The 23,063-nt window shown below is 34.6% G+C and carries 25 protein-coding genes; 13 read left to right on the top strand and 12 right to left on the bottom strand.

Features of this window, described 5'->3' with window-relative positions:
• Positions 1 to 3: 3 nt before the first annotated feature.
• The 9 genes from K0U91_RS14770 to K0U91_RS14810 form a co-directional block, all read right to left on the bottom strand.
• Positions 4 to 897, bottom strand: a complete 894-nt coding sequence (locus K0U91_RS14770; RefSeq protein ID WP_220179288.1) for a hypothetical protein — start codon at positions 895 to 897, stop codon at positions 4 to 6.
• The gene (gene radC / locus K0U91_RS14775; RefSeq protein WP_219968992.1) at positions 894 to 1,571 is read right to left on the bottom strand and encodes a RadC family protein; all 678 of its coding nucleotides are present in this window, start codon (positions 1,569 to 1,571) and stop codon (positions 894 to 896) included. Before radC ends, K0U91_RS14770 begins: the two co-directional genes overlap by 4 nt.
• Positions 1,572 to 1,606: 35 nt before the next feature.
• On the bottom strand, positions 1,607 to 2,179 hold the full coding sequence (locus tag K0U91_RS14780) for a murein L,D-transpeptidase catalytic domain family protein (protein WP_258319555.1): 573 nt from the start codon (positions 2,177 to 2,179) through the stop codon (positions 1,607 to 1,609).
• 17 nt (positions 2,180 to 2,196) lie between these two features.
• Positions 2,197 to 2,865: an ABC transporter ATP-binding protein gene (locus tag K0U91_RS14785; protein WP_219968990.1), complete on the bottom strand. Its 669-nt coding sequence runs from the start codon at positions 2,863 to 2,865 to the stop codon at positions 2,197 to 2,199.
• 71 nt (positions 2,866 to 2,936) lie between these two features.
• Positions 2,937 to 4,091, bottom strand: a complete 1,155-nt coding sequence (locus tag K0U91_RS14790; protein ID WP_258319554.1) for a sensor histidine kinase — start codon at positions 4,089 to 4,091, stop codon at positions 2,937 to 2,939.
• An 8-nt stretch (positions 4,092 to 4,099) separates the two neighbouring features.
• Complete coding sequence (dacB, locus tag K0U91_RS14795) at positions 4,100 to 5,473, bottom strand: D-alanyl-D-alanine carboxypeptidase/D-alanyl-D-alanine endopeptidase (protein ID WP_220179289.1); 1,374 nt, start codon at positions 5,471 to 5,473, stop codon at positions 4,100 to 4,102.
• Between the two features lie 5 nt (positions 5,474 to 5,478).
• The gene (locus K0U91_RS14800) at positions 5,479 to 6,033 is read right to left on the bottom strand and encodes a hypothetical protein (protein WP_220179290.1); all 555 of its coding nucleotides are present in this window, start codon (positions 6,031 to 6,033) and stop codon (positions 5,479 to 5,481) included.
• A complete protein-coding gene (gene pepE, locus K0U91_RS14805; RefSeq protein WP_220179291.1) occupies positions 6,030 to 6,722 on the bottom strand; it encodes a dipeptidase PepE in 693 nt (230 codons plus the stop codon). The genes K0U91_RS14800 and pepE overlap by 4 nt, the downstream gene beginning before the upstream one ends.
• Positions 6,723 to 6,732: 10 nt before the next feature.
• Complete coding sequence (locus tag K0U91_RS14810) at positions 6,733 to 7,224, bottom strand: YdeI/OmpD-associated family protein (RefSeq protein WP_220179292.1); 492 nt, start codon at positions 7,222 to 7,224, stop codon at positions 6,733 to 6,735.
• A gap of 133 nt (positions 7,225 to 7,357) precedes the next feature.
• Between K0U91_RS14810 and fsa the strand changes: the two genes are divergently transcribed.
• Entirely contained in the window at positions 7,358 to 8,011 is a 654-nt protein-coding gene (gene fsa / locus K0U91_RS14815) for a fructose-6-phosphate aldolase (protein WP_219968985.1), read from the top strand.
• A gap of 114 nt (positions 8,012 to 8,125) precedes the next feature.
• Here fsa and K0U91_RS14820 read toward each other — a convergent pair whose 3' ends face one another.
• Positions 8,126 to 9,742, bottom strand: a complete 1,617-nt coding sequence (locus K0U91_RS14820; protein ID WP_220179293.1) for a pyruvate dehydrogenase complex dihydrolipoamide acetyltransferase — start codon at positions 9,740 to 9,742, stop codon at positions 8,126 to 8,128.
• An 82-nt stretch (positions 9,743 to 9,824) separates the two neighbouring features.
• Positions 9,825 to 10,826: a pyruvate dehydrogenase (acetyl-transferring) E1 component subunit alpha gene (gene pdhA / locus K0U91_RS14825; protein WP_219968983.1), complete on the bottom strand. Its 1,002-nt coding sequence runs from the start codon at positions 10,824 to 10,826 to the stop codon at positions 9,825 to 9,827.
• 126 nt (positions 10,827 to 10,952) lie between these two features.
• On the opposite strand from pdhA, the gene K0U91_RS14830 reads away from it, so the two are divergent.
• A complete protein-coding gene (locus K0U91_RS14830; protein ID WP_219968982.1) occupies positions 10,953 to 11,597 on the top strand; it encodes a phosphatase PAP2 family protein in 645 nt (214 codons plus the stop codon).
• A gap of 53 nt (positions 11,598 to 11,650) precedes the next feature.
• Positions 11,651 to 12,115, top strand: coding sequence for a BlaI/MecI/CopY family transcriptional regulator (locus K0U91_RS14835; RefSeq protein WP_220179294.1), 465 nt, complete (start codon positions 11,651 to 11,653; stop codon positions 12,113 to 12,115).
• A 109-nt stretch (positions 12,116 to 12,224) separates the two neighbouring features.
• Here the strand turns inward: K0U91_RS14835 and K0U91_RS14840 are convergent, their stop codons facing one another.
• On the bottom strand, positions 12,225 to 12,611 hold the full coding sequence (locus K0U91_RS14840; protein WP_219968980.1) for an RNA recognition motif domain-containing protein: 387 nt from the start codon (positions 12,609 to 12,611) through the stop codon (positions 12,225 to 12,227).
• A gap of 265 nt (positions 12,612 to 12,876) precedes the next feature.
• On the opposite strand from K0U91_RS14840, the gene K0U91_RS14845 reads away from it, so the two are divergent.
• The 10 genes from K0U91_RS14845 (at position 12,877) to K0U91_RS14890 (ending at position 23,061) form a co-directional block, all read left to right on the top strand.
• The gene (locus tag K0U91_RS14845; RefSeq protein ID WP_219968979.1) at positions 12,877 to 13,281 is read left to right on the top strand and encodes a DUF6157 family protein; all 405 of its coding nucleotides are present in this window, start codon (positions 12,877 to 12,879) and stop codon (positions 13,279 to 13,281) included.
• Between the two features lie 95 nt (positions 13,282 to 13,376).
• Positions 13,377 to 13,772: an acyl-CoA thioesterase gene (locus K0U91_RS14850; RefSeq protein WP_219968978.1), complete on the top strand. Its 396-nt coding sequence runs from the start codon at positions 13,377 to 13,379 to the stop codon at positions 13,770 to 13,772.
• Positions 13,769 to 14,329, top strand: coding sequence for a helix-turn-helix domain-containing protein (locus K0U91_RS14855; protein WP_219968977.1), 561 nt, complete (start codon positions 13,769 to 13,771; stop codon positions 14,327 to 14,329). Before K0U91_RS14850 ends, K0U91_RS14855 begins: the two co-directional genes overlap by 4 nt.
• A 180-nt stretch (positions 14,330 to 14,509) precedes the next feature.
• Positions 14,510 to 17,248, top strand: coding sequence for a heavy metal translocating P-type ATPase (locus K0U91_RS14860; protein WP_220179295.1), 2,739 nt, complete (start codon positions 14,510 to 14,512; stop codon positions 17,246 to 17,248).
• A 74-nt stretch (positions 17,249 to 17,322) separates the two neighbouring features.
• Positions 17,323 to 18,054 carry a DUF72 domain-containing protein gene (locus K0U91_RS14865; RefSeq protein ID WP_220179296.1) on the top strand — a complete coding sequence of 244 codons (732 nt, stop codon included), beginning with the start codon at positions 17,323 to 17,325 and terminating at the stop codon, positions 18,052 to 18,054.
• Between the two features lie 102 nt (positions 18,055 to 18,156).
• Positions 18,157 to 19,023, top strand: a complete 867-nt coding sequence (locus tag K0U91_RS14870; protein WP_220179297.1) for a polysaccharide deacetylase family protein — start codon at positions 18,157 to 18,159, stop codon at positions 19,021 to 19,023.
• A 176-nt stretch (positions 19,024 to 19,199) separates the two neighbouring features.
• Positions 19,200 to 19,859: a YggS family pyridoxal phosphate-dependent enzyme gene (locus K0U91_RS14875; protein ID WP_220179298.1), complete on the top strand. Its 660-nt coding sequence runs from the start codon at positions 19,200 to 19,202 to the stop codon at positions 19,857 to 19,859.
• Positions 19,860 to 19,916: 57 nt separating this feature from the next.
• Positions 19,917 to 21,101, top strand: a complete 1,185-nt coding sequence (locus K0U91_RS14880; RefSeq protein ID WP_219968972.1) for a sigma-54-dependent transcriptional regulator — start codon at positions 19,917 to 19,919, stop codon at positions 21,099 to 21,101.
• A gap of 69 nt (positions 21,102 to 21,170) precedes the next feature.
• Positions 21,171 to 22,532 carry an MATE family efflux transporter gene (locus K0U91_RS14885; protein ID WP_220179299.1) on the top strand — a complete coding sequence of 454 codons (1,362 nt, stop codon included), beginning with the start codon at positions 21,171 to 21,173 and terminating at the stop codon, positions 22,530 to 22,532.
• 10 nt (positions 22,533 to 22,542) lie between these two features.
• Positions 22,543 to 23,061 carry a GNAT family N-acetyltransferase gene (locus K0U91_RS14890; RefSeq protein WP_220179300.1) on the top strand — a complete coding sequence of 173 codons (519 nt, stop codon included), beginning with the start codon at positions 22,543 to 22,545 and terminating at the stop codon, positions 23,059 to 23,061.
• Positions 23,062 to 23,063: the final 2 nt, after the last annotated feature.

A 23,063-nucleotide genomic window follows, 5' to 3' on the forward strand; every position in this document is an offset into this window, starting at 1 on the left:
TACTTACTTCATTCTGAAGATTTTTTTAATCAGCTCTTTTTTAGACTTACTTAGAATGGGATATTTTTTTAATATTGGTCGAAATCCCGAAAAAAACTCCTCAATGGATGGAACTTCGCTTCCTTCAAAATCAAATATTTTAGAGTCAATGTTTTCAGAAATGACATGATCTATTAAAACAGATGAACCGGAAAATTTAATATACTTTTTATCATTAAAGGTGCCCAATAAAGCTATTGTATGATGATCTGTGTATAATGCAAGAACATTAATAATCTCTTTGTTATAAATAAATGCTACTATCTGCAGGAGAGCAGCTTCATCCAGAGCATTAAATATTTTTAGGAATTTCGTCATATCATTTGCATCTCTTGCACCAATAGAATGTTTAACGATAAACTCTTTAGCTTCTTTAAAACTAATAAACTTTATTTCAGAATTGGCTGCAACTTCACTATCAAGTCTCAATTTTCTTTTTCTCTTTGGCGAATATCTTTGCCTTATCAATTCATAATTTTCAGGATATATTAAAAAATTTTTACGTTGCTTTAAACTTCGAGTAAAATGGTTGGTATCGTTGAATGCATAATGCCAGACAAGGTATTTTTTTTCAAAAAAATCTAAAAACATATTGTTTATTTCAATATCATCCCTTTCCGAAAATATTCCCAACTGTTGACAAAGCCTCGGATTAACGACCAATTTTACCCCAAATTTCGTGATAAACGGAACCGGCATTACTGCCTCATAATCATTGAAAATCAAAAGATCCCATTGTTTTGATGATGTAATATCGAGAAAATCTTTTGTAGCCGAATACTTTCGTTGCTCAGAATTTTCTAGACATCTTGTATATTTCTCAAAATCAATTTCGTTGTATTTTAATCTCCGGATCATAATATGTTTTCGTCTGCGAAGCTCAGGTATGAATTCTGTGTAATGATAAGATGATCCAGAAGCTGAATATTCATCATGTTTCCTGCTTCTTTTATCTGTTTTGTAATTTTGATATCTTCAGGACTTGGCTTTAGATTTCCTGATGGATGATTGTGCGAAATAATGAATCCTGTTGCAAAATGTTCTAAAGCTGTTTTAAAAACAATGCGGATATCCACAATTGATTGGTTGATGCCGCCCTGAGTAAGCTGCGCAATGTGAATAACTTTATTGCTTTGATTCAAATAAATTGCCCAAAATTCTTCTGTCCTTAGGTCTGCTAAATGAAGCTTCAGAATTTGGTATGCGTCATTACTTCCTGCAATCTGCGGTTTTTCAGGAATTTCCTGAGATGCCCTTCTGCGTCCGATTTCCAAAGCAGTTGCAATTGAAATGGCTTTTACCTCACCAACTCCTTTAAATTTCGTTAAATCTTTGATCGTCAGTAAACTCAACTGATGCCAACTGTTGTTTACAGAATTCAGAATTTTCCTGCCCAATTCTACAGCTGTTTCGTCTCTGCTTCCGCTTCCCATAATGATTGCCAGAAGTTCAGAATCAGAAAGTGAATTTTTACCTTTCAGTAAAAACTTTTCTCTGGGCCTGTCGTCTTCAGCAAGAAATTTTATGGACATTGATTGAGGTAAGGTATTAGGAATTATTTTTAGATTTAGTAAAACGCATACAAAATAATTGGTTTCTTCGATTGATCAATATATTTTGCAGTCTGATTCAATGCAGTTTTTGACAACATCGGGCAGCCCAAACTCAAGCAAGCAAGATTTTCTGATTCCTGATTTGGTATGCAATCGTAAGAGTGAAGAACAATTGCACGCTGCATTGCATTGCTGTTGGTAAAATCGACACCTTGCAGCCGGTAAGATTTACCGAATTTGCCTATATATTTTTCACGAATTTCATATTTTCCTAAAGAAGATTGAAAAGAACCTTCAACATTAGAAAATTTCAATGCATCTGATTTCGGAATCACAGATCCTGAACCGTGGGAGACAATTGCTTTTTGCAAAATCTTATCGTGTTTCAGATCGTAAACGAAATATCTATATTTACCCGAATGTATTTTAAAATTAATGAAAACAGCAATATCCTGATTGTAGTTTTTACTTTTCACAAAATCTTTGATCTCCAAAATTCTAGATACCGGCAAAACCGACTGGCTCTGCTGGGATTGGGTTTTGGAACAGGAAATAATAAAAAGAAATAGAAAAATAAATTGTTTCATCATCAAAGATTGTGTTTTTATTCTATAATCATCCCATCTCTCATAACGAGCTTTCGGTCTGTAATTTCTGCTAAATTGGGATTGTGGGTTACGATAACGAAAGTTTGATTGTACTTATCTCTCAAGTCAAAAAATAATCGATGAAGGTCATCGGCATTTTTAGAATCTAAGTTTCCGGTTGGCTCATCTGCATAAATGATTTTCGGAGAGTTGATCAATGCTCTCGCAACCGCAACTCTCTGAGCCTCACCACCAGACAGCTGATTGGGCTTGTGGTGTAATCTCTGAGCAATTTTTAAGTCTTCAAACAAATCGTATGCCTTTTCGATAGCTTCTTTTTCATTGGCACCAGCAATTTTGGTAGGAATCAAAACATTTTCCAATGCGGTAAATTCAGGAAGAAGCTGATGGAACTGGAATACGAAACCTATGTTCTGATTTCTGAATTTTGAAATCTGTTTATCATTCATATTGATAAAAGATTCACCATTCAAAGTAATTTCTGTATGATAATGATTAGGGTTTGTAGGGCTGTCTAATGTTCCTAAAATCTGCAAAAGTGTAGACTTTCCCGCTCCCGATTCACCGACAATCGAAACGACTTCACCCGTTTTGATGTGAAGGTCAACCCCTTTTAAAACTTCCAGGTTTCCATAAGATTTATGGATATTACTTGCTCTAATCATGTTCCAAAAATAGTGATTTTTTTTTGCTTTCGGCTTCTTGAGATGAGTTATAACATCAGTGATTACGGAAATTATGCTTTTTTAATAACAATTCTAAAAGTAGTTCCTTTTCCCACTTCGGTTTGTGAAATTCTAATGTCACCATTATGATATTCCTGCACTACTCTTTTTGCCAAGGACAATCCTAATCCCCAACCTCGTTTTTTGGTAGAATAGCCGGGTTTGAAAGCATTTTGCGCCTGATATTTTGTCATTCCGCTGCCACTGTCTTTTACTTCGACTAAAATATTTTTGTTGCGTTCAAAAACTGACATCTGCAAAACTCCCTGTCCTTTCATAGCATCAACGGCATTTTTTACTAGATTTTCGATCACCCAGCTCATCAGAATTTTGTTGTGCGGAACGAGAATCGTATAGGTAGGAAGCAAGAGTGTAAAGTCAATCTTTTTTGAAATTCTAGTTTTCAGATAGTCATAATTTTCATGAATGGTTTCATTAAAATTCTTGTCATTCAGCTCGGGAACCGAACCGATTTTAGAAAATCTTTCTGAGATGGTACGCAGTCTTTCAATGTCTTTTTCTATTTCGTTCACTCCGTCTGATTCTGGGTTCTCAAGTTTCATAATTTCCATCCAGCCCATCATTGACGATAATGGAGTGCCGATCTGGTGTGCGGTTTCTTTCGCCAAACCGGCCCAGAGATAACCTTCGTCGGTTTTTTTGACAGTTCTTAAAAACCAGAATGAAAACAAGAAATAGCAAAGTATAAAAGATCCAAGCAGAATGGGAAAATACTGAAGATTATTCAGCATTCTTGAATTGTCATAATACACAAACTGATCATTCCCACCTTGAACTTTTATTTCTATCGCAGGGTATTTTTTCCCCATTTTTTTTGCTAAAGCAATTATTTCTGTGGAATCATCGCCAACTTCTTTTGCTAAATGTTTATATTCTATGATCTGATCATTTTTATCTAAAATGATTACAGGAATTGTTGTGTTTGAGCTGTAGATAGCAAGAAGAAGTTCCTGAACTTCTAAACTTGGGGTCACATCCTGTTGAAATTTTATAGCTTTAACCAAAATATCAACTCTCTTAACTTCTTCTTTTTTTAAATAATTAACAACCAATGTTGAAGCAATAACGATCGCTACAACAACCAAAGTCATCAGAGAAAAAATAAACCAGTTATTGAATCTGGAAAATATGGATCTTTTTTTCAATTGAAATTTTATTTTAAAATATTCAGAATTTTCTGCAGTTCTGTACTGCCGCTTCCTTCATAATTATTGATAATGATCGAATAAACATACTTTTTACCATCTTTTGAGGTGTGATAACCTGCATAAGATTTTGTATCTCTCATTGTTCCGCTTTTCATCTTCATTCCGTTATCCTGGGTTGGAAAACCTTCATAATAAGATTCAAACCAAGCTTGTTTTTTAGCATAAAGCAGGGCCTGAACTTCTGCTTTTGCCGAAACATAATTTTGAGGCGAAAGTCCGCTTCCGTCAGCGAAATTAATCATATTGGGGTTGATGCCTTTCGACTTCCAAAATTCTTTAAGAAAAGCAATACCGCTTTTGAAACTTGGGTTTCCTTTTTTCTCCTTCCCTAAAGTTTTAATTAAATTTTCACCATATACATTTACGCTTTTTCTTAAAAACCAATAAATGATCTTATCTAAAGTCGGCGATTGATAAGTGAGGATGATATTGCCTTTAGGAAATTCCAAAGGTTTTTTGCCTTCAATCTCCATCTGAGAATTCGTCATTACTTTTCCGGAAAAATCAATTCCTGAATCTTTTAGCCAGCCCTGAACTTCAACTCCTAACTGCAAAGGAGGATTAGGAACCGAGCCTGAAACAGTCGTCACTTTTCCAGCTGGTAGATTTCCGTTAATTAGAGCCACCTCAGAATGTGGGGCGGTAAAAATCAGACTTTGATCTGAAGTTCCTGCTGCTTTCAGATCATTCAGCCATTTTATGTTCGCCAAAGGATAAGAAAAACTCTTAAATTCTGTTCCGTTGATATTGATATCAAACTGATTTTCGCGCCAATTGACTCCCCAGACTCCCGCTCCGTAATAATTGCCCAAATCATCCCAAGGCCATCCTCCGGGAATCGTCTGATGATCAAAATATGAATCATCAATGATCAAATCACCGGAAATCTTTGTAATCCCAGCTTTTTTGATGGCATCCAATAACTTTTGTTTAAAATTTTCGGGTTTGTAACCTTCATAACGCCAACTTCCTAAAGTAGGATCTCCGTTGGATGTGATAAAAAGATTTCCATTTAAAATTCCTCCTGAAATTGTTCCTGAATATGCTGAAGTAGTTTTGTAAGTATAATTTTTACCTAAAGTTTCTAAAGCTGCAGCAGCTGTGAAAATTTTCTGCGTCGAAGCGGTTGAGAGCCCTTTATTTCCCTGATAGTCGTAAACTAAGTTCCCGCTTTCATCAGCAACATACAGTGATAAACTGGATGAAACTGCCATTGGAGAATTCATTAGATTTTTTGTAGCATCATCAAGTTTTTGACTGACGTTCTGAGCAAAAATAACCTGTGTTGAAAATGCAAATAAGACAAACGTTTTTTTCATTTTAATTAGCTTATAAATCCTGAAATTTCTTTTTCAAATACCCACTTATCTTTAATTTTCTTTAGTATTATCCTTGAGCCTTGTCCACAAAGTCCACCACAATAATAGCCGTAATTTATAATAACTCTTTTTTTATCTAAGGAGAATAATGGTTTTCCAACAAACATAAAACCTGCATCGTCATGTTTTTCTTCAAATACAGACCAAAATCCCTTTCCTAATTTTTTATAAGCTAACAGCTTTTCTGAATGTATAATTTTTAAATCAGTAATGTATTTATAGCTTAGTAAAAAATCTTTCGAAGTTGCAAATTGGCTTAAAATATAATCTGAATCTTTCTCATTAAAATATTGTCTAAGAAATTCTTTGCCAATGTATTTATCAGTTTTGAGGTTAGGATCTTCGGTAATTATTGACAATTTTTTATGAAATTTTGTTTTTCCGTTCTTAACCACAAAATTAATTACTTCGTAAATTTCTTCATCAGAAATATTTTTTTTCTGACAATTTAATGCAATGGATAAAATTACAAAAGTAGTTACTAATATTTTTTTTATCATAGAGATGCTCCTGATTCTATCTCATAAGGTTCTTTTCCTTTTTCAAAAATTCTGGTTAATTCGGTGCCTTCAACAATAATTGTATCTCCGGTTCTCCTGATCCAGTTTCCTTCTCTTAAGCCAACAACTTTTACATCATTTTGAGTTAGAAATTCTTTAATTCTCGTTTCTCTTGTTTCGCCATTATGTTTTAATTCTGGATTTGGATCCAGATAATGAGGATTGATATTGAAAGGAACCAACCCCATACATTCAAAACTCGGAGGATAAACAATAGGCATATCATTGGTTGTTTTCATGTTTTTGCCGCCGATATTGCTTCCCGCGCTACATCCGAGATAAGGTTTACCATTTTCTACATTTTCTTTTAATACCATCATCAGATTTGCTTCGTGTAGAGTTTTAACCAACAAAAAAGTGTTACCACCGCCTGTAAAGTAACCTTTTGCATTGTTCAGTGCTTCAGTTTTATCTTTAAAGCTGTGCAAACCTTTCACGTTGATATTGATGGTTTCAAAAAAAACACGTACTTTCTCAGTATAATCATCATGGGAAATTCCGCCGGGTCTTGCGAACGGGATAAAGATAATTTCGTCAATTCCCGTATATAATTCTATTAATTCTTCTTTTAAATATTCCAAATAAGCTCCACCGAAAAGTGTGGAAGTTGAAGCCAGTATAATGTTCATTATTTTAATTCTAATTATTAATTGTCTTTCCGAAAAAATCTGTCTTGCCTTCCAGATGACTGATGATTTTTTCTATATTTTTTTTGATCGCAGCTTCAGTTTTAAGATGATCAATATATCTGATAAGCTCGCTTTTTCTTGAAGGAATCAGATTTTCAAAATTCTTTAACGCCACCGCACTTTCTTTTATTGCTTTATCTAAATCCGGATGAATGGTAAGACATCTTTCTGTATTATCGAATACTATTGAAACCTCAATCAACTCACCAATTCTTTTAGGTGAATTCTTTAACATTTTTAAATTAATATACAACCTCCATTCGCCAAGGTATTTCATTAAATTCTGTCTGAATTCCTGACCATTTACAAATCCCTTCACAGGAATCGGGCTTTTATTCTTACCCGATTGTTTAAAAATTTTATTTAAAATCTCATCAGGTATAAAAACAAAAGGATTGATGCCGATAATCTCCAGCTTTGCTGTAAACTTACTGTTTTCCATGATAAACAAAGTTACATTTTTTAAGCTTTATGTAGTCAATTTATGAGATCGGAGAAGTAAAATTGATACTTACAATGCAATTTAAAATTATAAAGTATTCATTATCTTTGCCGGAATAAATCTATTATACAAAATGAAATTTTTTATCGACACTGCAAATTTAGAGCAAATTAAAGAAGCTAAAGATCTCGGGATTCTGGATGGCGTTACTACTAATCCGTCATTAATGGCTAAAGAAGGAATCCGCGGAGCTGAAGCGATTAAAAATCATTATAAAGCTATCTGCGAAATCGTAGACGGAGATATTTCTGCAGAAGTACTTTCTACGACATTTGAAGAAATGATCAAAGAAGGTGATGAACTCGCAGCAATTCATCCAAATATCGTGGTGAAAATTCCAATGATCAAAGACGGGATCAAAGCATTAAAATATTTTTCCGACAAAGGAATCAGAACCAACTGTACTTTAATTTTCTCTGCAGGTCAAGCTCTTTTAGCTGCAAAAGCAGGTGCATCTTATGTTTCGCCTTTCTTGGGAAGACTGGATGATATTTCTACAGACGGATTAAATTTGATCCAGGAAATCAGATTAATTTTCGATAATTATATGTATGAAACTGAGATTTTAGCAGCATCGATCCGTCATTCAATGCATATTATTGATTGTGCAAAAATTGGTGCTGATGTGATTACTTCCCCACTTCCTCCAATCTTGAGTCTATTGAAACATCCATTAACTGACAGCGGATTGGCTCAGTTTATTTCAGATTCTGAAAAATTAGCTTAAAGATTTTTATTTTAAAATATAAACGCCCGAAACTAAGTTTCGGGCGTTCTCTTTTATTAGCAAACAAAAAGCCTCTCACAATGAAAGGCTTTAATACATTTATAAAAAAGAAAATTACAGTAACAAAGTTAGTGGACTTTCTAAATATGTTTTTAAAGTTTGTAAGAACTGAGCTCCTGTAGCACCGTCCACAACTCTATGATCGCATGCTAATGACAATTTCATAATGTTTCCTACAACGATCTGACCATTTTTTACAATTGGTTTTTCGATGATTGCACCTACAGAAAGAATTGCAGAATTCGGTTGGTTGATGATACTTGTAAACGTTTCAATTCCGAACATTCCTAAGTTGGAAATAGAGAATGTAGAACCTTCCATTTCATTTGCCTTAAGACCTTTAGATTTTGCTCTTCCTGCCATATCTTTTACAGCAGCAGAAATCTGAGTGTAATTCATCTGGTCTGTGTTTTTCAGAACCGGAACCACCAATCCGTCAGGAATTGCTACTGCTACTCCAACGTTGATATTACCTCTATGAATGATCTTATCTCCGGCCCAGCTTGAGTTCACCTGCGGATGTTTTCTCAAAGCAACAGCTGTCGCCTTAATAATCATATCGTTGAATGAAATTTTTGTATCTGGTAAGGAGTTGATTTCTTTTCTGGCTTCAATGGCTTTATCCATGTTGATTTCAACCATCAAGTAATAATGAGGCGCAGAGAATTTACTTTCAGCAAGACGTTTTGCAATAATGTTTCTAACCTGAGAGTTTGGTGTTTCTGTATCTTCGCCCTGTACAAAACTTAAAGCAACATGAGCCGCCGCATTGTTTTGTGCCGGAGCAGATTCTGTTTTTTGTGAAGGCTGATAATTTTCAATATCTTTTTTCACAATTCTTCCGTTCTCACCAGAACCCTGAAGACTATTGATATCAACACCTTTATCCTGAGCCATCTTCTTAGCTAAAGGAGAAATTGCTACTCTGTCTGACGATGAAGCACTTGCAGTTTGTGCAACCGATTTCTCTTCAATTTTCGTTTCAGATTTTTGTTCTGGAGATTTATCATCTGATTTGCTTCCAGATTTGGCAGCACCAACCTTGGAAACATCTGTTCCTTCAGGTCCTATCATTGCAAGAACTGAATCAACAGGTGCAGCACCTCCTTCTTCTACACCTTGCTTCAATAAAACGCCATTATATTCTGATTCAAAATCCTGAACTGCTTTATCTGTTTCAATTTCAGCAAGTAGATCGCCTTCTTTTACGGGATCTCCCACGTTTTTGTGCCATTTGGCCACTTTACCTTCTGTCATTGTATCAGAAAGTCTTGGCATCGTAATCACTTCTACCCCAGTAGGTACTTCTGCTGAAGTTTCCTCAACATCTGCAGATTCTTTTTCGGTTTCAGATTTATCGTCGGATTTTTTTTCTTCAGAAGCACCTTCAGCTGCCGGAGAATTTCCTCCTTTTAATGAAGAAATATCTTCACCTTCCTGACCGATAATTGCTAAAATAGAATCGACGGCTGCTGCTGAACCCTCTTCAACTCCTACAAATAAAAGGGTACCCTCAATTTCAGATTCAAAATCCTGAACTGCTTTATCTGTTTCGATTTCAGCTAAAATATCTCCTTCTTTTACTTGATCCCCTACTTTTTTATGCCATTTTGCCACCTTACCTTCCGTCATCGTGTCGGAAAGACGTGGCATTGTAATCACTTCTGCCATAATCTATATTGATTTGAGATTCGAAATTCGTGATTTGAGATCAGATAGACTCAAATTCAAATATCAAATTAATTATTAATTTTTAGTTTTCTAATTTATCTAAGAACGGATAATCTTCCTGAGCATAAACATACTCGTAGATTTTTTCTGCAGTCGGGTATGGTGAGTTTTCCATAAACTCAATGCACTCTTCCACAAAATCTCTCGATTTGTTGTCTGTGGCTTCAAGTTCTTCTTCTGTTGCCCAGCTGTTTTCGAGAATTCTTGCTTTGATCAATTCAATCGGGTCGTCTTTTTTTGCAATAGCCACTTCATCCTTTGATCTGTAAGGCTCAGCATCAGACATAGAGTGTCCTCTGAAACGATACGTTCTTGCTTCAATGAAAGTCGGCCCGTCTCCTCTTCTTGCTCTTTCAATCGCTTCATAAGCAGCTTCAGCCACTTTTTCAGGATCCATCGCATCTACAGCAAGACAAGGCATTTCATAGCCTAACCCTAATTTATAAATATCTTCGTGGTTCGCAGTTCTTTTTACAGAAGTTCCCATTGCATACTGGTTGTTTTCAACTACAAATACTACCGGAAGTTTCCAGTTCATAGCCATGTTGAAAGTTTCATGAAGAGAGCCCTGTCTTGCTGCGCCATCTCCGAAGAAACAGATATTGACAGCTTTTCTGTCAAAGAATTTATCCGCAAAAGCTATACCCGCACCTAAAGGAATCTGACCTCCTACAATACCATGACCGCCATAGAAACGGTGCTCTTTACTGAAAATATGCATAGATCCGCCCATACCACCAGAAGTACCTGTAGCTTTACCACAAAGTTCTGCCATGATTCTTTTGGGGTCTACTCCCATTGCCATTGGATGTATATGACATCTGTAAGCGGTGATCATGCTGTCCTTGGTTAAATCCATTGCATGCGTAAAACCAGCAGGAATAGCTTCCTGACCGTTGTACAAATGTAAAAAACCTCTGATTTTTTGTTTTAGATAAAGAGAACGGCATTTGTCTTCAAACCTTCTCCACATTGTCATATCTTCATACCACTTAAGGTATACCTCTTTAGAAAATTCTTTCATGTGCTAGCTTCTTGCTTATTTATTATGAAATAGTTGAGCAAAATTATAAAAAAAACTTCATTTTTATTGTATACATACCAATTGTTTTTTTAGTTATAGTGTTATATTTACATCACAAACTTCAATATGGAAGAAAAAAAGGCCTCGTTATTACAAACCGTTTCAAGAATTATCTCAGATTTTTTTAATCCACTCGTTTCGCTGTTTATCTACTTTGTGTATTTCAGCATCCAGAATTACACTTTTAAGGAGGCTTTTACCCACTTTTTACCTATTCTGCTTATTACCATTCTTCCGGTTATAAGCTGGATTATCTGGAATGTCAAAACCGGACGTTATACCAATATCGATGTCTCAAACAGAGTGCAGAGAAAGAGCTTGTATATATTCATTGCTGTTTGCATAGTATCTTATATAATATTTAATTTTATTAGAAACGGATTTATAGATTTTGTAATGCTGTTTATTTTGATTCTGCTGTTTGCTTTACAATTCAGCAATTTATACATTAAAAGCTCAATGCATACGGCATTTAATGTTTTTGTAGCTACTTTGTTTTTTGCCTTTGATGTGGAAATAGGATTTGTATGGTTAGCGATTGCAGTTTTGGTAGGAATTACACGGGTTATTTTAAAACGGCATACCGTAAAGGAAGTATTTATGGGCGCCGGGATCGCTTTTTTGGTTTCTTTTATTTATCTTTATTGCAATAATAAGTATCAACGTAATGATCTACCTACTGAAGTTCCAGTGGAAACCACCATCAATTAATTAAGGTCACGAAAAATTGATACAATTATCATTATCTAAATTTAAGCTCAAATATGAAAATAAATCATCTTACATCAGCAGAAGAAAATTTAATGAAGCTTTTCTGGGACTTAAATTCTTTTTATCTAAAAGATGTCATGGAAAAGCATACGGAACCCAAACCGCATCAGAATACCGTTTCTACTTATCTGAAAATACTTGTTGAGAAAGGCTATTTATCTACTGAAAAAGTAGGCAGAATTTTCAGATACAGTGTGATTTTTCCTTTTGACGATTATAAAAAATTTTTGCTGAAAGATCTTACACACAATTTTTTTAATAATTCGGGAAAAGAAATTTTAGAATTTTTATTTAAAGAAAACTTGGTTTCTCAAAATGATCTTAAGGAATATCTTGATCTTGAAATTAACATAAAGCCGGTAAAAGTAAAAGCTCCCACATTAGAATTCGCAGAAGAAATTCTCAATCCAAAAAAAGACAAAAAAGGAAAGAAGAAAAAGAAGAAGAAAAAAGATTAACAGCTGCAAATTTTGATTCTAAATATGTTTTATGCTGTAGAACTTCTGTAAAATAACTAATTTAAAATAAAGACATAAAAAAAGCGGCTTAAAAGCCGCTTCATTTTTTTTACCAACGACTTCCGCCGCCTCCGTTACCTCCACGGTTGTTGTTGTTTCCGTAACCGCCACCGCTGTTACCTCCACCACCAGTACGGTTGTTACCATAACTTCCACCACCGCTTCTGTTATTATCAAAGCTTCTTCTTGGTTTTTCTTCTCTTGGCTTAGCCTCAGACACGTTAAGAATCTTACCGTTAAGTTCTTTTTGGTTAAGAGCTTCAATAGCTTGAGCTCCTTCTTCGTCACCCATTTCTACGAAACCGAAACCTCTAGAACGACCAGTTTCTCTGTCTGTAACAATTTTAGCAGATGATACATCGCCAAATTCTGCGAATAAATCGTGCAACTCATATTCTTTAGTTGCGTAATTGATGTTTGAAACAAAAATGTTCATTTTGAAAAAAAATTAAAAATTAATATAAATTCTGGTATAAAAGAAAAACAACATAATAATGAACATAATATTGATTCCTGATATAAACGCTTGCAAGATACAATTAAAATAAGTAAATCAAAACTTTTTTTTAAGTATTTCATTGATTAAAGAAAATTTAATATAAGAATGTGATAATTTAGCTTAAATTCAACGTTTTAGATGAATGATTGACAATCATTGTTACCTAAAAACCGTATTAAAAATGTATAAAAAACAGTAAAAAATGCATACTACTAATTACATCAATACATTAATTGAAACAGCAGATGACTGCCCTGTTTCAGAAGGTCAGATTCCGCCGGAAAAGAAAGAAAAAACATTGGCCAATCTGCAATATGATCTTTTAATAAAAAGCCCTTATCGATATACTTCTGACGACATCATTTTTAGATGCTATATGATCAAAAATGACATTTCAGGAGAAGGAAAAGCCGAAAGGGAAAACTTCTTTTCAAAAGGTCAGGCCTGCCTTCGTTCATCACCTTTAGCGAAAAGATATGGCTTCGGATTTCATCATAATGCCGACAGTAAAGTTGCCATTTTTCCTATTGAAAGCGATCAATATCAAAATTTAGTTCAAAATGAGTCGGTAAAAAAAGTTAAAGCAATGCGCTCAAAAAGAAAATAATTAAAATGATAAATACTCCTTGTTTGATTAATTCATGATGAACACTCACCTTTTTCAGTTTTAAACATTAAATTTGTGCTGCAAATATTACGTATATGAATTATCATACCAGAAAATGGGTAAAACCTGAAGATTTAAATCCCAACCAATCTCTTTTTGGAGGAAAATTATTACAGTGGATTGACGAAGAGGCCGCTCTGTATGCCGTAATTCAGCTTGAGAACAAAAAAGTGGTAACAAAATACATCTCAGAAATCAACTTTGTGAGTTCTGCAAAACAGGGTGATATCATTGAAATTGGGATTGAAGTTTCAGCTTTCGGTTCTACTTCCCTTACCTTAAAATGTGCAGTGCGAAACAAAATGACGCATCAAACTATTATTACAGTTGAAAAAATTGTAATGGTAAATCTTGACGAAAATGGCAACCCATCGCAACACGGGAAAACCAAAGTAGAATTTGTAAAAGACAGGTTGAGCGGTCAATTATGAAAATTTTTATAAAAAATATGGTTTGTGACCGTTGCATTGCAGCAGTTGCAGGTATTTTTGAAAAACTTGACATTCGGTTTAAAGATATTCGGTTAGGAGAAGTTGAAACAGAAGCAGACATTTTAGAAACTGATTGGATTCAGATAGAAAATAAACTTGAAGAAATTGGCTTTGAGATTATAAAAAATCCTTCTCAGCAACTGATCGAGAATATTAAAAATCTTATTATTTTAAAAATAGGAAGATTAGATACAGATGAAAACTTTGTACTATCAAATTTCCTAAGCATTGCGCTTCATAAAGATTATAGCTCTTTGTCTAAGGTGTTTTCGCAAAACGAAAATTTCACATTAGAGCAATATTATATTCTTCAAAAAATCGAGAAAGTAAAAGAACTCTTGTTCAACAACGATTTTACTTTAACTGAAATTGCCGGACACATGGGTTACAAAAGTGTACAGCATCTCTCATCGCAATTCAAAACCACGACAGGCTACACTCCTACTGAGTTTAAAAAATTAGAAGTTCACAACAGAAAACCGCTTGATCAGGTTTGAATTAACAGTTGTAGAGTATTAAGTCATTCAGTTATTAGTTTACAATTTAACCGCTTAACTAACTAACTAACTAACTAACTAACTAACTAACTAACCATCCAAATTCTATAAACATTATCCTTAAATTTATAACAGTCTTTAGCTTTGATTATAGAAATTTGCACAATAAATTTAAGCATCATGCAAGAGCAATATAAAATAATTGGGATGACCTGCTCAGGTTGTCAGAAAAAAATTTCAGACAAGCTCAATAGCCTAGAAAATATAAATGCTGATATTGACCTCGAAAATCAAATAGCTATCATAATTTCTGATAAAGCGATTGATGTGAATCATTTAAATAAAGCTTTAGAGGAAATCGGGGATTACAAATTGGAAGATCTAAACAATCCCGAAAAGTCTTTTATAAAACCCCAGGACAGAGTTTCTGTATCATCAGTTTATTACTGCCCGATGGAGTGTGAGGACGAGAAAGTATACTTTAAACAAGGTGAAAGATGTCCGGTGTGCAATATGTTTTTAGTTCCGATAGAGGAAAAACTGGCACAGGATCCAGATTTCAAACCTGCATTTTCAAAAGCCCATTTACCTGAATCTTTTAAACAACACATTGGAGATTATTACTGTCCGATGTTCTGCGAAGGTGAAAAAGTGTATGATAAAAAAGGTGATTGTCCGGTCTGTTATATGCATTTAGAGGAAATTACTGAAGAATTAGTCAAACATTCAGAATGGAATCATTCACATACTCATGATCATGAACATCTAGAAGTTCCTACAGTCACTGACGATATGGCAGGAAAATACTATTGCCCTATGTTCTGCGAAGGTGATAAAACTTACGACAGCAATGTAGGATGCCCTGTCTGCGGAATGGATTTGGTACAATATCCCGACAAAAAAAGTAATAGCGGAGAAGATGATACATTCAATATTTTAAAAAGAAAATTTATTATTTCTTTAATTTTTACAATTCCCGTTTTCATTCTTTCGATGGGCGGAATGTTGATTGATTTTACTTTTTCACATCAAATCCAGGGCTTTATTGAACTTATTTTAACCGTTCCCATATTGTTCTATTCCGGATGGTTTCTGATGAAAAGAGGTTTTATTTCTTTTAGAACTTGGAATTTAAATATGTTTAGCCTAATTGCTTTAGGAGTTTCTGCAGCATTCATTTTCAGTATTGTTGCTTTACTGTTTCCTGATATTGTTCCACATGAAATCCGTGGTCACAGCCATGATAGTCCGCTATATTTTGAAGCGGTTTGCGTAATCATTACATTAGTCATTTTAGGGCAATTAATGGAAGCTTTGGCCCATAAAAAAACAGGAAACGCTATTAAAGAGTTAATAGATCTTTCTCCGAACGATGCCAATTTAATGATCAATGATGAAGAAAAAATAGTTCCGCTGTCAGAAATAAAAATAGGAGACCTGTTAAAGGTAAAACCCGGTGAAAAAATTCCGGTTGACGGAAAAATCATCGAAGGAAACTCTATAGTTGATGAAAGTATGATAACCGGAGAGCCCATTCCTGTAGAGAAAAAGATAGGTGATAAAGTAAGTTCCGGAACCATCAACGGACACCAGGTTTTCATTATGAAAGCAGAAAAAGTAGGTAACGAAACCTTGCTTTCAAAAATTATTAAAATGGTCAACGATGCAAGCAGAAGTCGGGCCCCGATTCAGAAACTGACTGATAAAGTTGCTAAAGTTTTTGTTCCGATTGTTATTTTGACGGCGGTCATAACATTTTTTCTGTGGCAAATTTTCGGTCCTGAAGGCAAACAAAGTCTTTTCGCATTCGTAAATGCGGTTGCGGTTCTCATCGTGGCTTGTCCTTGTGCTCTGGGTCTTGCAACTCCAATGTCTTTGATGGTAGGGATTGGTAAAGGAGCCAAAAATGGTATTCTCATTAAAAATGCTGAAGCACTTGAACAAATGAATAAAGTAAACGTTTTAATTACTGACAAAACAGGTACTTTAACGGAAGGAAAACCTTCGGTTGTGCATATTGAAAATTTAAATAATGAACCCAATTTAATTTTAAAATTGGCCTACTCACTAAACCAAAATTCAGAACATCCACTGTCAAATGCGGTCATTAAAAAAGCTAAGGCTGATAATATTTCGGCAGAAAAAGTTGAAAAATTTGAAAATATTTCCGGTAAAGGCGTAAAAGGGTATATTAATGGTAAAATGGTTTATTTAGGAAACGAAAACCTCTTAGTTTCAAATGAAATTAAGATTCCTGAAAATTTAAAACTGAAAGCCAATGAAATTCAATCAAAAGCCCATACCATTTCTTATGTTGCGCAGGAAAATGAAGTGTTAGGACTAATAAGTTTTACTGATAAAATAAAGGAAAGCTCGAAAAAAGCAGTAGAATTACTTATGAGTGACGGTATTGATGTTATTATGATGACCGGCGACAATGAGCACACCGCAAAAGCTGTTGCAGACGCACTAGGAATTAAACATTTTAAAGCCAATTGTCTTCCTGAAGATAAGTTGAACGAAGTAAAAAAGCTTCAGCAGCAAGGAAAAATCGTGGCGATGACCGGAGATGGAATTAACGACTCTCCCGCTTTAGCTCAGGCAAACATTGGAATTGCAATGGGAACAGGAACAGATGTTGCCATAGAAAGTGCAGAAATTACTTTATTGAAAGGTGACCTTGTTGGCGTAGCCAAAGCAAAAATTTTAAGCGAAAAACTTCTCAGAAATATCAAAGAAAATCTATTTTTTGCCTTTATCTACAATATTCTGGGAATACCGATTGCGGCAGGATTGTTGTATCCTTTTTTTGGAATTTTATTGTCACCAATGATTGCTGCGGCGGCAATGAGCTTCAGTTCTTTATCTGTGATTTTAAATTCACTACGATTAAATTCTGTGGATGTAAATATTAAATAAACCCCCGCGTTGTTTGTCACTGACAAATGATTAAAAGATTAAAAGATTAAAGGTGTTTTTAAATATTACTCAAAATGAAAAAAGATCAAGTTTATATTGGCTGCTCCGGTTTCTACAACAGTGATTGGAAGGGTTCTCTGTATCCGGAAGATGCGAAGAGCAAAGACTTTCTAACCTTATATTCTCAGCAATTCAATTCAGTTGAGATCAATTCAACCTTTTACAGAAAACCGACGGTAAAAACTTTATTGAAATGGTTCGACGAAACACCTGATGATTTTAGATTTTTCATTAAAATACCAAAGACGATTTCTCATGAAAAACGTCTGGAAAGCTGTAAAGAAGAAATTACAGAATTTTGCAATCATATTGAAGCTAATCTGAAGGAAAAACTTGCCGGATTTTTATATCAGTTTCCGCCTTCGTTTAAAAATACAACCGATAATTTAAACCTTATTTTAGAAAATCTTGATTTTCAATTTTTAAATGTGATTGAATTCCGACATTTTTCATGGTGGAATGATGAAATCTTTAAAGTTTTGAAAGAAAACAACACTATTTTCTCAGGAGTCAGTTTTCCGGGAAATCTTCCTGAAGACGTTATTATTAATTCGAATGACACACTTTACTATCGTTTACATGGGAAACCTATACTTTATAAGTCAGAATATTCAGAAGAATTTTTGAAAAGTTTAGCCGAAAGCCTGAAAAATTTACAAAAGAAATCCTATATATTCTTCAACAATACCTGGGGAACAGCAGCTGTTAAAAACGGATTGTATTTAAAAGAACAATTGGTAAAATAATTTATTAATAATAATCGAAATTTGCTGAAATACTGGAATAAAATTGTTAACTTTAATTTGTAAAATTTAACATTTTTTAACAATTTAATTTCCATTATTTTTATGAAGAAAAACTTTGCGGAAAAGTCTTTAGACAAGGCTTTTCTAGGGATGTTTGCAACGATAAGCGCAGCATCATTTATGTTCACAGGTTGCAATCAGAAACAAGAAATCAAAACGTCTGAAAACAATATTTTAAAAGAGCATCCCGTCGCACCACTCGTCTCAGAAATTAATGATAAAAATATCATCTCAGACAGAAGAGTAATTTATCTAACGTTTGATGACGGTCCCAATCGCGGAACTGAAAATCTACTTAAAATTCTTCACAAAAGAAATGTCTGTGCAACAGCATTTTTGGTCGGTCAGCACGCCACCGGAAGTCAAAAGCAAAAAGATGATCTTGAATTACTGAGAAAAGACTCACTGATAGAATTAGCCAACCACAGCTATACACACGCTCATAATAAATATACAGACTTTTACAAGAATTCTGCGATTGTAATTCATGATTTTGATACTGCAATAGACAGTTTAAAATTAAAAAATAAAATTGCAAGAACACCCGGAAGAAACATCTGGAGACTCAATAATATTACAAGTACCGATATTAAAACTTCAAACGAAGCTGCGAATAATCTTTATAGTGCGGGTTACAAAATAATTGGATGGGATCTTGAGTGGAAGCCTACTAATAAAATGGGATTAAAAGGAAACCATCAGATTATGCTGAAAAAAGTAGACAGCATTTTTTTTAACGACCTCGAAAAAACCTCAAGACATCTGGTTTTTCTTACCCATGATCAATATTTGACAGACGAAGACTCCGTTAATGAACTGGAATTGTTTATTGAAAAGCTGCAGAAAACAAATCGCTTTGTGTTTAGAAAAATTTCGGAATACCCGAGAATCAATGAGGTTTTAAATTAAAATCGTAATCCTAGGTTGAATTGTCATTCTGACGAAGGAAGAATCTCATTTGAGAGTACTATAAAAAATTCTTCACTAGATTTCATTTCGTTCAGAATGACAGTCAAACTTATTTTGTATTAATTAAAGAAACTAATAATTAGTTTTTCTATTCTAAATTTCAGAAATTTGCAGCTATGAGCATTCAGGAAAATTACGGCAATATAAAAAATCAGCTTCCGTCAACAGTTGAGTTGGTTGCAGTCTCAAAAACGCATTCTGTTTCAGCAATTCAGGAAGTTTACGATTTGGGACAGAGAGTTTTTGGTGAAAATAAAGTTCAGGAACTGGTTGAGAAACATCCTTTACTTCCCAAAGATATTCAATGGCATCTCATCGGACATCTTCAGACCAATAAAGTAAAATATATTGCAGAATTTATTGATACCATCCAAAGTGTAGATTCTGAAAAGCTTCTTAATGAAATCAATAAAGAAGCCGCAAAGCATCACCGAAAAATAAAAGTTCTGCTTCAGGTAAAAATTGCAGACGAAGAAACAAAATTCGGACTGGAAATAGACGAAGCCAAAAATATTTTTCAAAAGTTTGTTGATGGTGCTTATTCAAATATCGAAATTACCGGATTGATGGGAATGGCAACTTTCACGGACGATAAAGATCAGGTAGGGAGAGAATTTCAAATTTTAAAAGATCTTTTTGATGAGTTAGATAAAACAAAAACATTAGAAACGCTTTCAATGGGGATGAGTGATGACTTCCCAACTGCCATTAGTTGCGGGGCCAATTCTGTACGTGTTGGATCGGCTATTTTCGGAAGAAGAGATTATTCTCAATAGCACATTTAGGAACAGTTTTTGATGCAAATTGACGAAAAAAAACCTAAATTTGCGACTATGCAAAAAATCCTTATTGTAGAAGACGAAAAAGCAATCTCCGGAGTACTCCACAGTATTCTATCGGATGAACTTCCCGATTATGAATTTTTAATTGCCGAAGATGGCCTTGAAGGTTATAAATGTGTGGAAAAAGAAGACTTTGCCTTAGTAATTTCAGATATCAAAATGCCTAAAATGTCGGGCACAGAGTTTTTGAAGCAGAGTTTGATTTTAAAACCTGAAACTACATTTATCATGATTTCAGGACATGCCGATATCGATTCTGCAGTAGCTTGCTTAAAGGATGGAGCTTACGATTTTATCTCAAAACCAATCGACATCAACCGATTGATTACTAGTGTAAAAAATGCCTTGGTAAAGGAAACTCTAAAGAAAGAAAATAAAAATCTTCAGACCGAAAATAAAACTCTTAAAAGAAAAGTCAACAAGAAATACCAGATGATTGGTGAATCTGCTCCGTTGAAAAAAATTCAGGAGATGATCGAGAAAGTTGCAGTTTCTGACGCAAGAGTTTTGATTACAGGACCTAACGGCGCCGGTAAAGAACTTGTAGCCCATGCGATTCATAATTTAAGTGAAAGAGCTAGAGGTCCGATGGTAGAAGTAAACTGTGCAGCAATACCTTCTGAATTGATCGAATCTGAACTTTTCGGTCATGTAAAAGGATCATTTACAGGCGCTATCAAAGACAAGCAGGGAAAATTTGAACAGGCAAACGGCGGTACAATTTTTCTGGATGAAATCGGTGATATGAGTTTGATCGCTCAGGCAAAAGTATTGAGAGCACTTCAGGAAAGCAAAGTTTCTCCGGTAGGAAGCGACAAAGAGATAAAAGTTGATGTGAGAGTACTTGCGGCAACCAATAAAAATATGGCTAAAGAAATCGATGCCGGAAGGTTCAGAGAAGATTTGTATCACAGGCTTTCTGTTATTGAGATCTACGTTCCGCCATTGGATGAGCGAAAAGAAGATATCAAATTATTGGTGGATCATTTTTCTACACTGATTTCTGATGAGCATGGTACTGCTTTAAAAAAATTCGATGATACTGCGATTGATGCTTTAAAGGCACTTTCATGGACGGGAAATATCAGAGAATTGAGAAACGTTGTTGAGAGATTAATTATTCTGGGAGGAGCTACGGTTTCTGAAGAGGATGTTGCAAGTTTTGTAAGAAAATAATTTAATTTTAAATTAAAATAAATACTAAAAATTTGCAGTACTATTACTGCAAATTTTTTTTGAACGGTTATGAGATTTCTAGATAAAAACTATACGAAAGAAGCGTTGACATTGGCGCTTCCGGTTATGCTGACGCAGGTGGGTCAGGTCTCGGTGAACTTATTCGATAATATCATTGTAGGTAAACTATTGGGTGCAGATGCGCTGGCTTCGGTTTCATTAGGAAATGCAGTGTTCTTTTCGATGTTTGTATTGGCATTGGGGTTTTCATTTGCTATTCCGCCATTGGTTTCTGAAGCGCATTCTCAGAATGATCATAAAACTATCAATTCGGTTTTCAGTCATGGTTTTGTCATCAATATGTCTGTCGGAATTCTATTGATGCTGCTGTTGTTTTTAGGATTACCACTGCTTTATCATTCTGGTCAGCCTGCAAAAATTATCCCGGATACCGTAGATTTTTTATGGATTATGGCGGTCAGTATTGTCCCTTTCATGGCATTTCAGACTTTAAGAGAAGTTTCAGAAGGGCTTTCTTATACCATTGGGGTGACCAAAGCTACAATCATTGCCAATATTATCAATATTATTCTCAACTATGTCTTCATTAAAGGCATATGGATTTTTCCTGAAATGGGCGTAAAGGGTTCTGCCTTAGCAAGTTTAATAGCAAGAATCTTTATGGTTATTTTCCTTTATTATGTTTTAGTAAAAGAGAAAAAGACAAGACAGTATATTAAGGATTTTTCATTAAAAATTACGGTTTTTTCAAAGAAGATGTTTGAAAAAATGATCAGGATTGGTTTTCCCACAGCATTGCAGATGTTTTTTGAAGTAACTGCATTTGCGGGTGCCGCTTTTATTTGCGGATTGATCTCGGCACACGATATCGCCTCACACCAGATTGCACTGAGTATGGCATCTTTTACCTTTAATTTATGCATTGGTTTCAGTGTTGCCTCAACCGTGATGATTGGAAGGAAACTAGGCGAAAAGAATTTCGTAGAACTTAAAAAAGTCGGCATCAATAATCTTAAAATTGCCTTTATATTTATGGCGATCTGTGGAATCATATTTATCCTCGGCCGAAATATTCTTCCTACATTTTTTACGAAAGGTGAAGAAATAGAAGTGATCACTTTAGCCTCCAAACTAATGATTATTGCTGCCCTTTTCCAATTATCAGACGGGATTCAGGTGACTGCTCTCGGATGCTTGCGAGGATTGCAGGATGTAAAGATCCCTTCTATTTACACATTTCTGGCGTATTGGGTTTTTACGATTCCGTTAGGATATATACTTTGTGTAACTTTGGAAATGGGTGCTTTCGGAATGTGGATCGCGCTTGGATTAGGATTGACGATTTCAGCACTGATGCTTGTAAAAAGATTTTTGAATTTGTCTGCAAGACGAATTAAACAAAATTCATAATTTTTGGTATATGGACAGCATAGAAATAAAGAAAGTAAATCTAAATGACTTAAGTAAACTACAGGTCATTGCAAAACAGACATTCTTCGATACATTTTCACCCGACAATACAGCGGAGAATACCGAAAAATATATGAATGAAAGCTTTACAACCGAAAAGCTGACTTCAGAAATTGAAAACAAAAATTCAGAATTTTACTTTGCCATTTCAGAAAATGAGGTTATTGGTTACCTGAAAGTAAACAGCGGAGATGCGCAGACAGAACTCAAAAAGGAAAATGCATTAGAAATAGAAAGGATCTACGTTTCAAAAGATTTTCACGGCAAAAAAGTCGGGCAGATTCTCTACGATAAAGCTTTAACTATTGCAAAAGAAAAAAATGCTGACTACGTCTGGTTGGGTGTCTGGGAAAAAAACACGAGAGCTATTCAGTTTTATAGTAAGAATGGCTTTGCAGAATTTGATCAGCATATTTTTATGTTTGGTGATGAGAAGCAGACGGATATTATGATGAGAAAAGAAATATGAAT

The organism is Chryseobacterium sp. LJ668 (assembly GCF_019613955.1).
Taxonomy (GTDB): Bacteria; Bacteroidota; Bacteroidia; order Flavobacteriales; family Weeksellaceae; genus Chryseobacterium.

Bases quoted from the DNA above. Each gene is read 5' to 3' on its own strand.
- K0U91_RS14770 (WP_220179288.1), bottom strand. From the start codon at position 897: ATGATCCGGAGATTAAAATACAACGAAATTGATTTTGAGAAATATACA.
- radC (WP_219968992.1), bottom strand. From the start codon at position 1,571: ATGTCCATAAAATTTCTTGCTGAAGACGACAGGCCCAGAGAAAAGTTT.
- K0U91_RS14780 (WP_258319555.1), bottom strand. From the start codon at position 2,179: ATGAAACAATTTATTTTTCTATTTCTTTTTATTATTTCCTGTTCCAAA.
- K0U91_RS14785 (WP_219968990.1), bottom strand. From the start codon at position 2,865: ATGATTAGAGCAAGTAATATCCATAAATCTTATGGAAACCTGGAAGTT.
- dacB (WP_220179289.1), bottom strand. From the start codon at position 5,473: ATGAAAAAAACGTTTGTCTTATTTGCATTTTCAACACAGGTTATTTTT.
- K0U91_RS14800 (WP_220179290.1), bottom strand. From the start codon at position 6,033: ATGATAAAAAAAATATTAGTAACTACTTTTGTAATTTTATCCATTGCA.
- pepE (WP_220179291.1), bottom strand. From the start codon at position 6,722: ATGAACATTATACTGGCTTCAACTTCCACACTTTTCGGTGGAGCTTAT.
- K0U91_RS14810 (WP_220179292.1), bottom strand. From the start codon at position 7,224: ATGGAAAACAGTAAGTTTACAGCAAAGCTGGAGATTATCGGCATCAAT.
- fsa (WP_219968985.1), top strand. From the start codon at position 7,358: ATGAAATTTTTTATCGACACTGCAAATTTAGAGCAAATTAAAGAAGCT.
- K0U91_RS14820 (WP_220179293.1), bottom strand. From the start codon at position 9,742: ATGGCAGAAGTGATTACAATGCCACGTCTTTCCGACACGATGACGGAA.
- pdhA (WP_219968983.1), bottom strand. From the start codon at position 10,826: ATGAAAGAATTTTCTAAAGAGGTATACCTTAAGTGGTATGAAGATATG.
- K0U91_RS14830 (WP_219968982.1), top strand. From the start codon at position 10,953: ATGGAAGAAAAAAAGGCCTCGTTATTACAAACCGTTTCAAGAATTATC.
- K0U91_RS14835 (WP_220179294.1), top strand. From the start codon at position 11,651: ATGAAAATAAATCATCTTACATCAGCAGAAGAAAATTTAATGAAGCTT.
- K0U91_RS14840 (WP_219968980.1), bottom strand. From the start codon at position 12,611: ATGAACATTTTTGTTTCAAACATCAATTACGCAACTAAAGAATATGAG.
- K0U91_RS14845 (WP_219968979.1), top strand. From the start codon at position 12,877: ATGCATACTACTAATTACATCAATACATTAATTGAAACAGCAGATGAC.
- K0U91_RS14850 (WP_219968978.1), top strand. From the start codon at position 13,377: ATGAATTATCATACCAGAAAATGGGTAAAACCTGAAGATTTAAATCCC.
- K0U91_RS14855 (WP_219968977.1), top strand. From the start codon at position 13,769: ATGAAAATTTTTATAAAAAATATGGTTTGTGACCGTTGCATTGCAGCA.
- K0U91_RS14860 (WP_220179295.1), top strand. From the start codon at position 14,510: ATGCAAGAGCAATATAAAATAATTGGGATGACCTGCTCAGGTTGTCAG.
- K0U91_RS14865 (WP_220179296.1), top strand. From the start codon at position 17,323: ATGAAAAAAGATCAAGTTTATATTGGCTGCTCCGGTTTCTACAACAGT.
- K0U91_RS14870 (WP_220179297.1), top strand. From the start codon at position 18,157: ATGAAGAAAAACTTTGCGGAAAAGTCTTTAGACAAGGCTTTTCTAGGG.
- K0U91_RS14875 (WP_220179298.1), top strand. From the start codon at position 19,200: ATGAGCATTCAGGAAAATTACGGCAATATAAAAAATCAGCTTCCGTCA.
- K0U91_RS14880 (WP_219968972.1), top strand. From the start codon at position 19,917: ATGCAAAAAATCCTTATTGTAGAAGACGAAAAAGCAATCTCCGGAGTA.
- K0U91_RS14885 (WP_220179299.1), top strand. From the start codon at position 21,171: ATGAGATTTCTAGATAAAAACTATACGAAAGAAGCGTTGACATTGGCG.
- K0U91_RS14890 (WP_220179300.1), top strand. From the start codon at position 22,543: ATGGACAGCATAGAAATAAAGAAAGTAAATCTAAATGACTTAAGTAAA.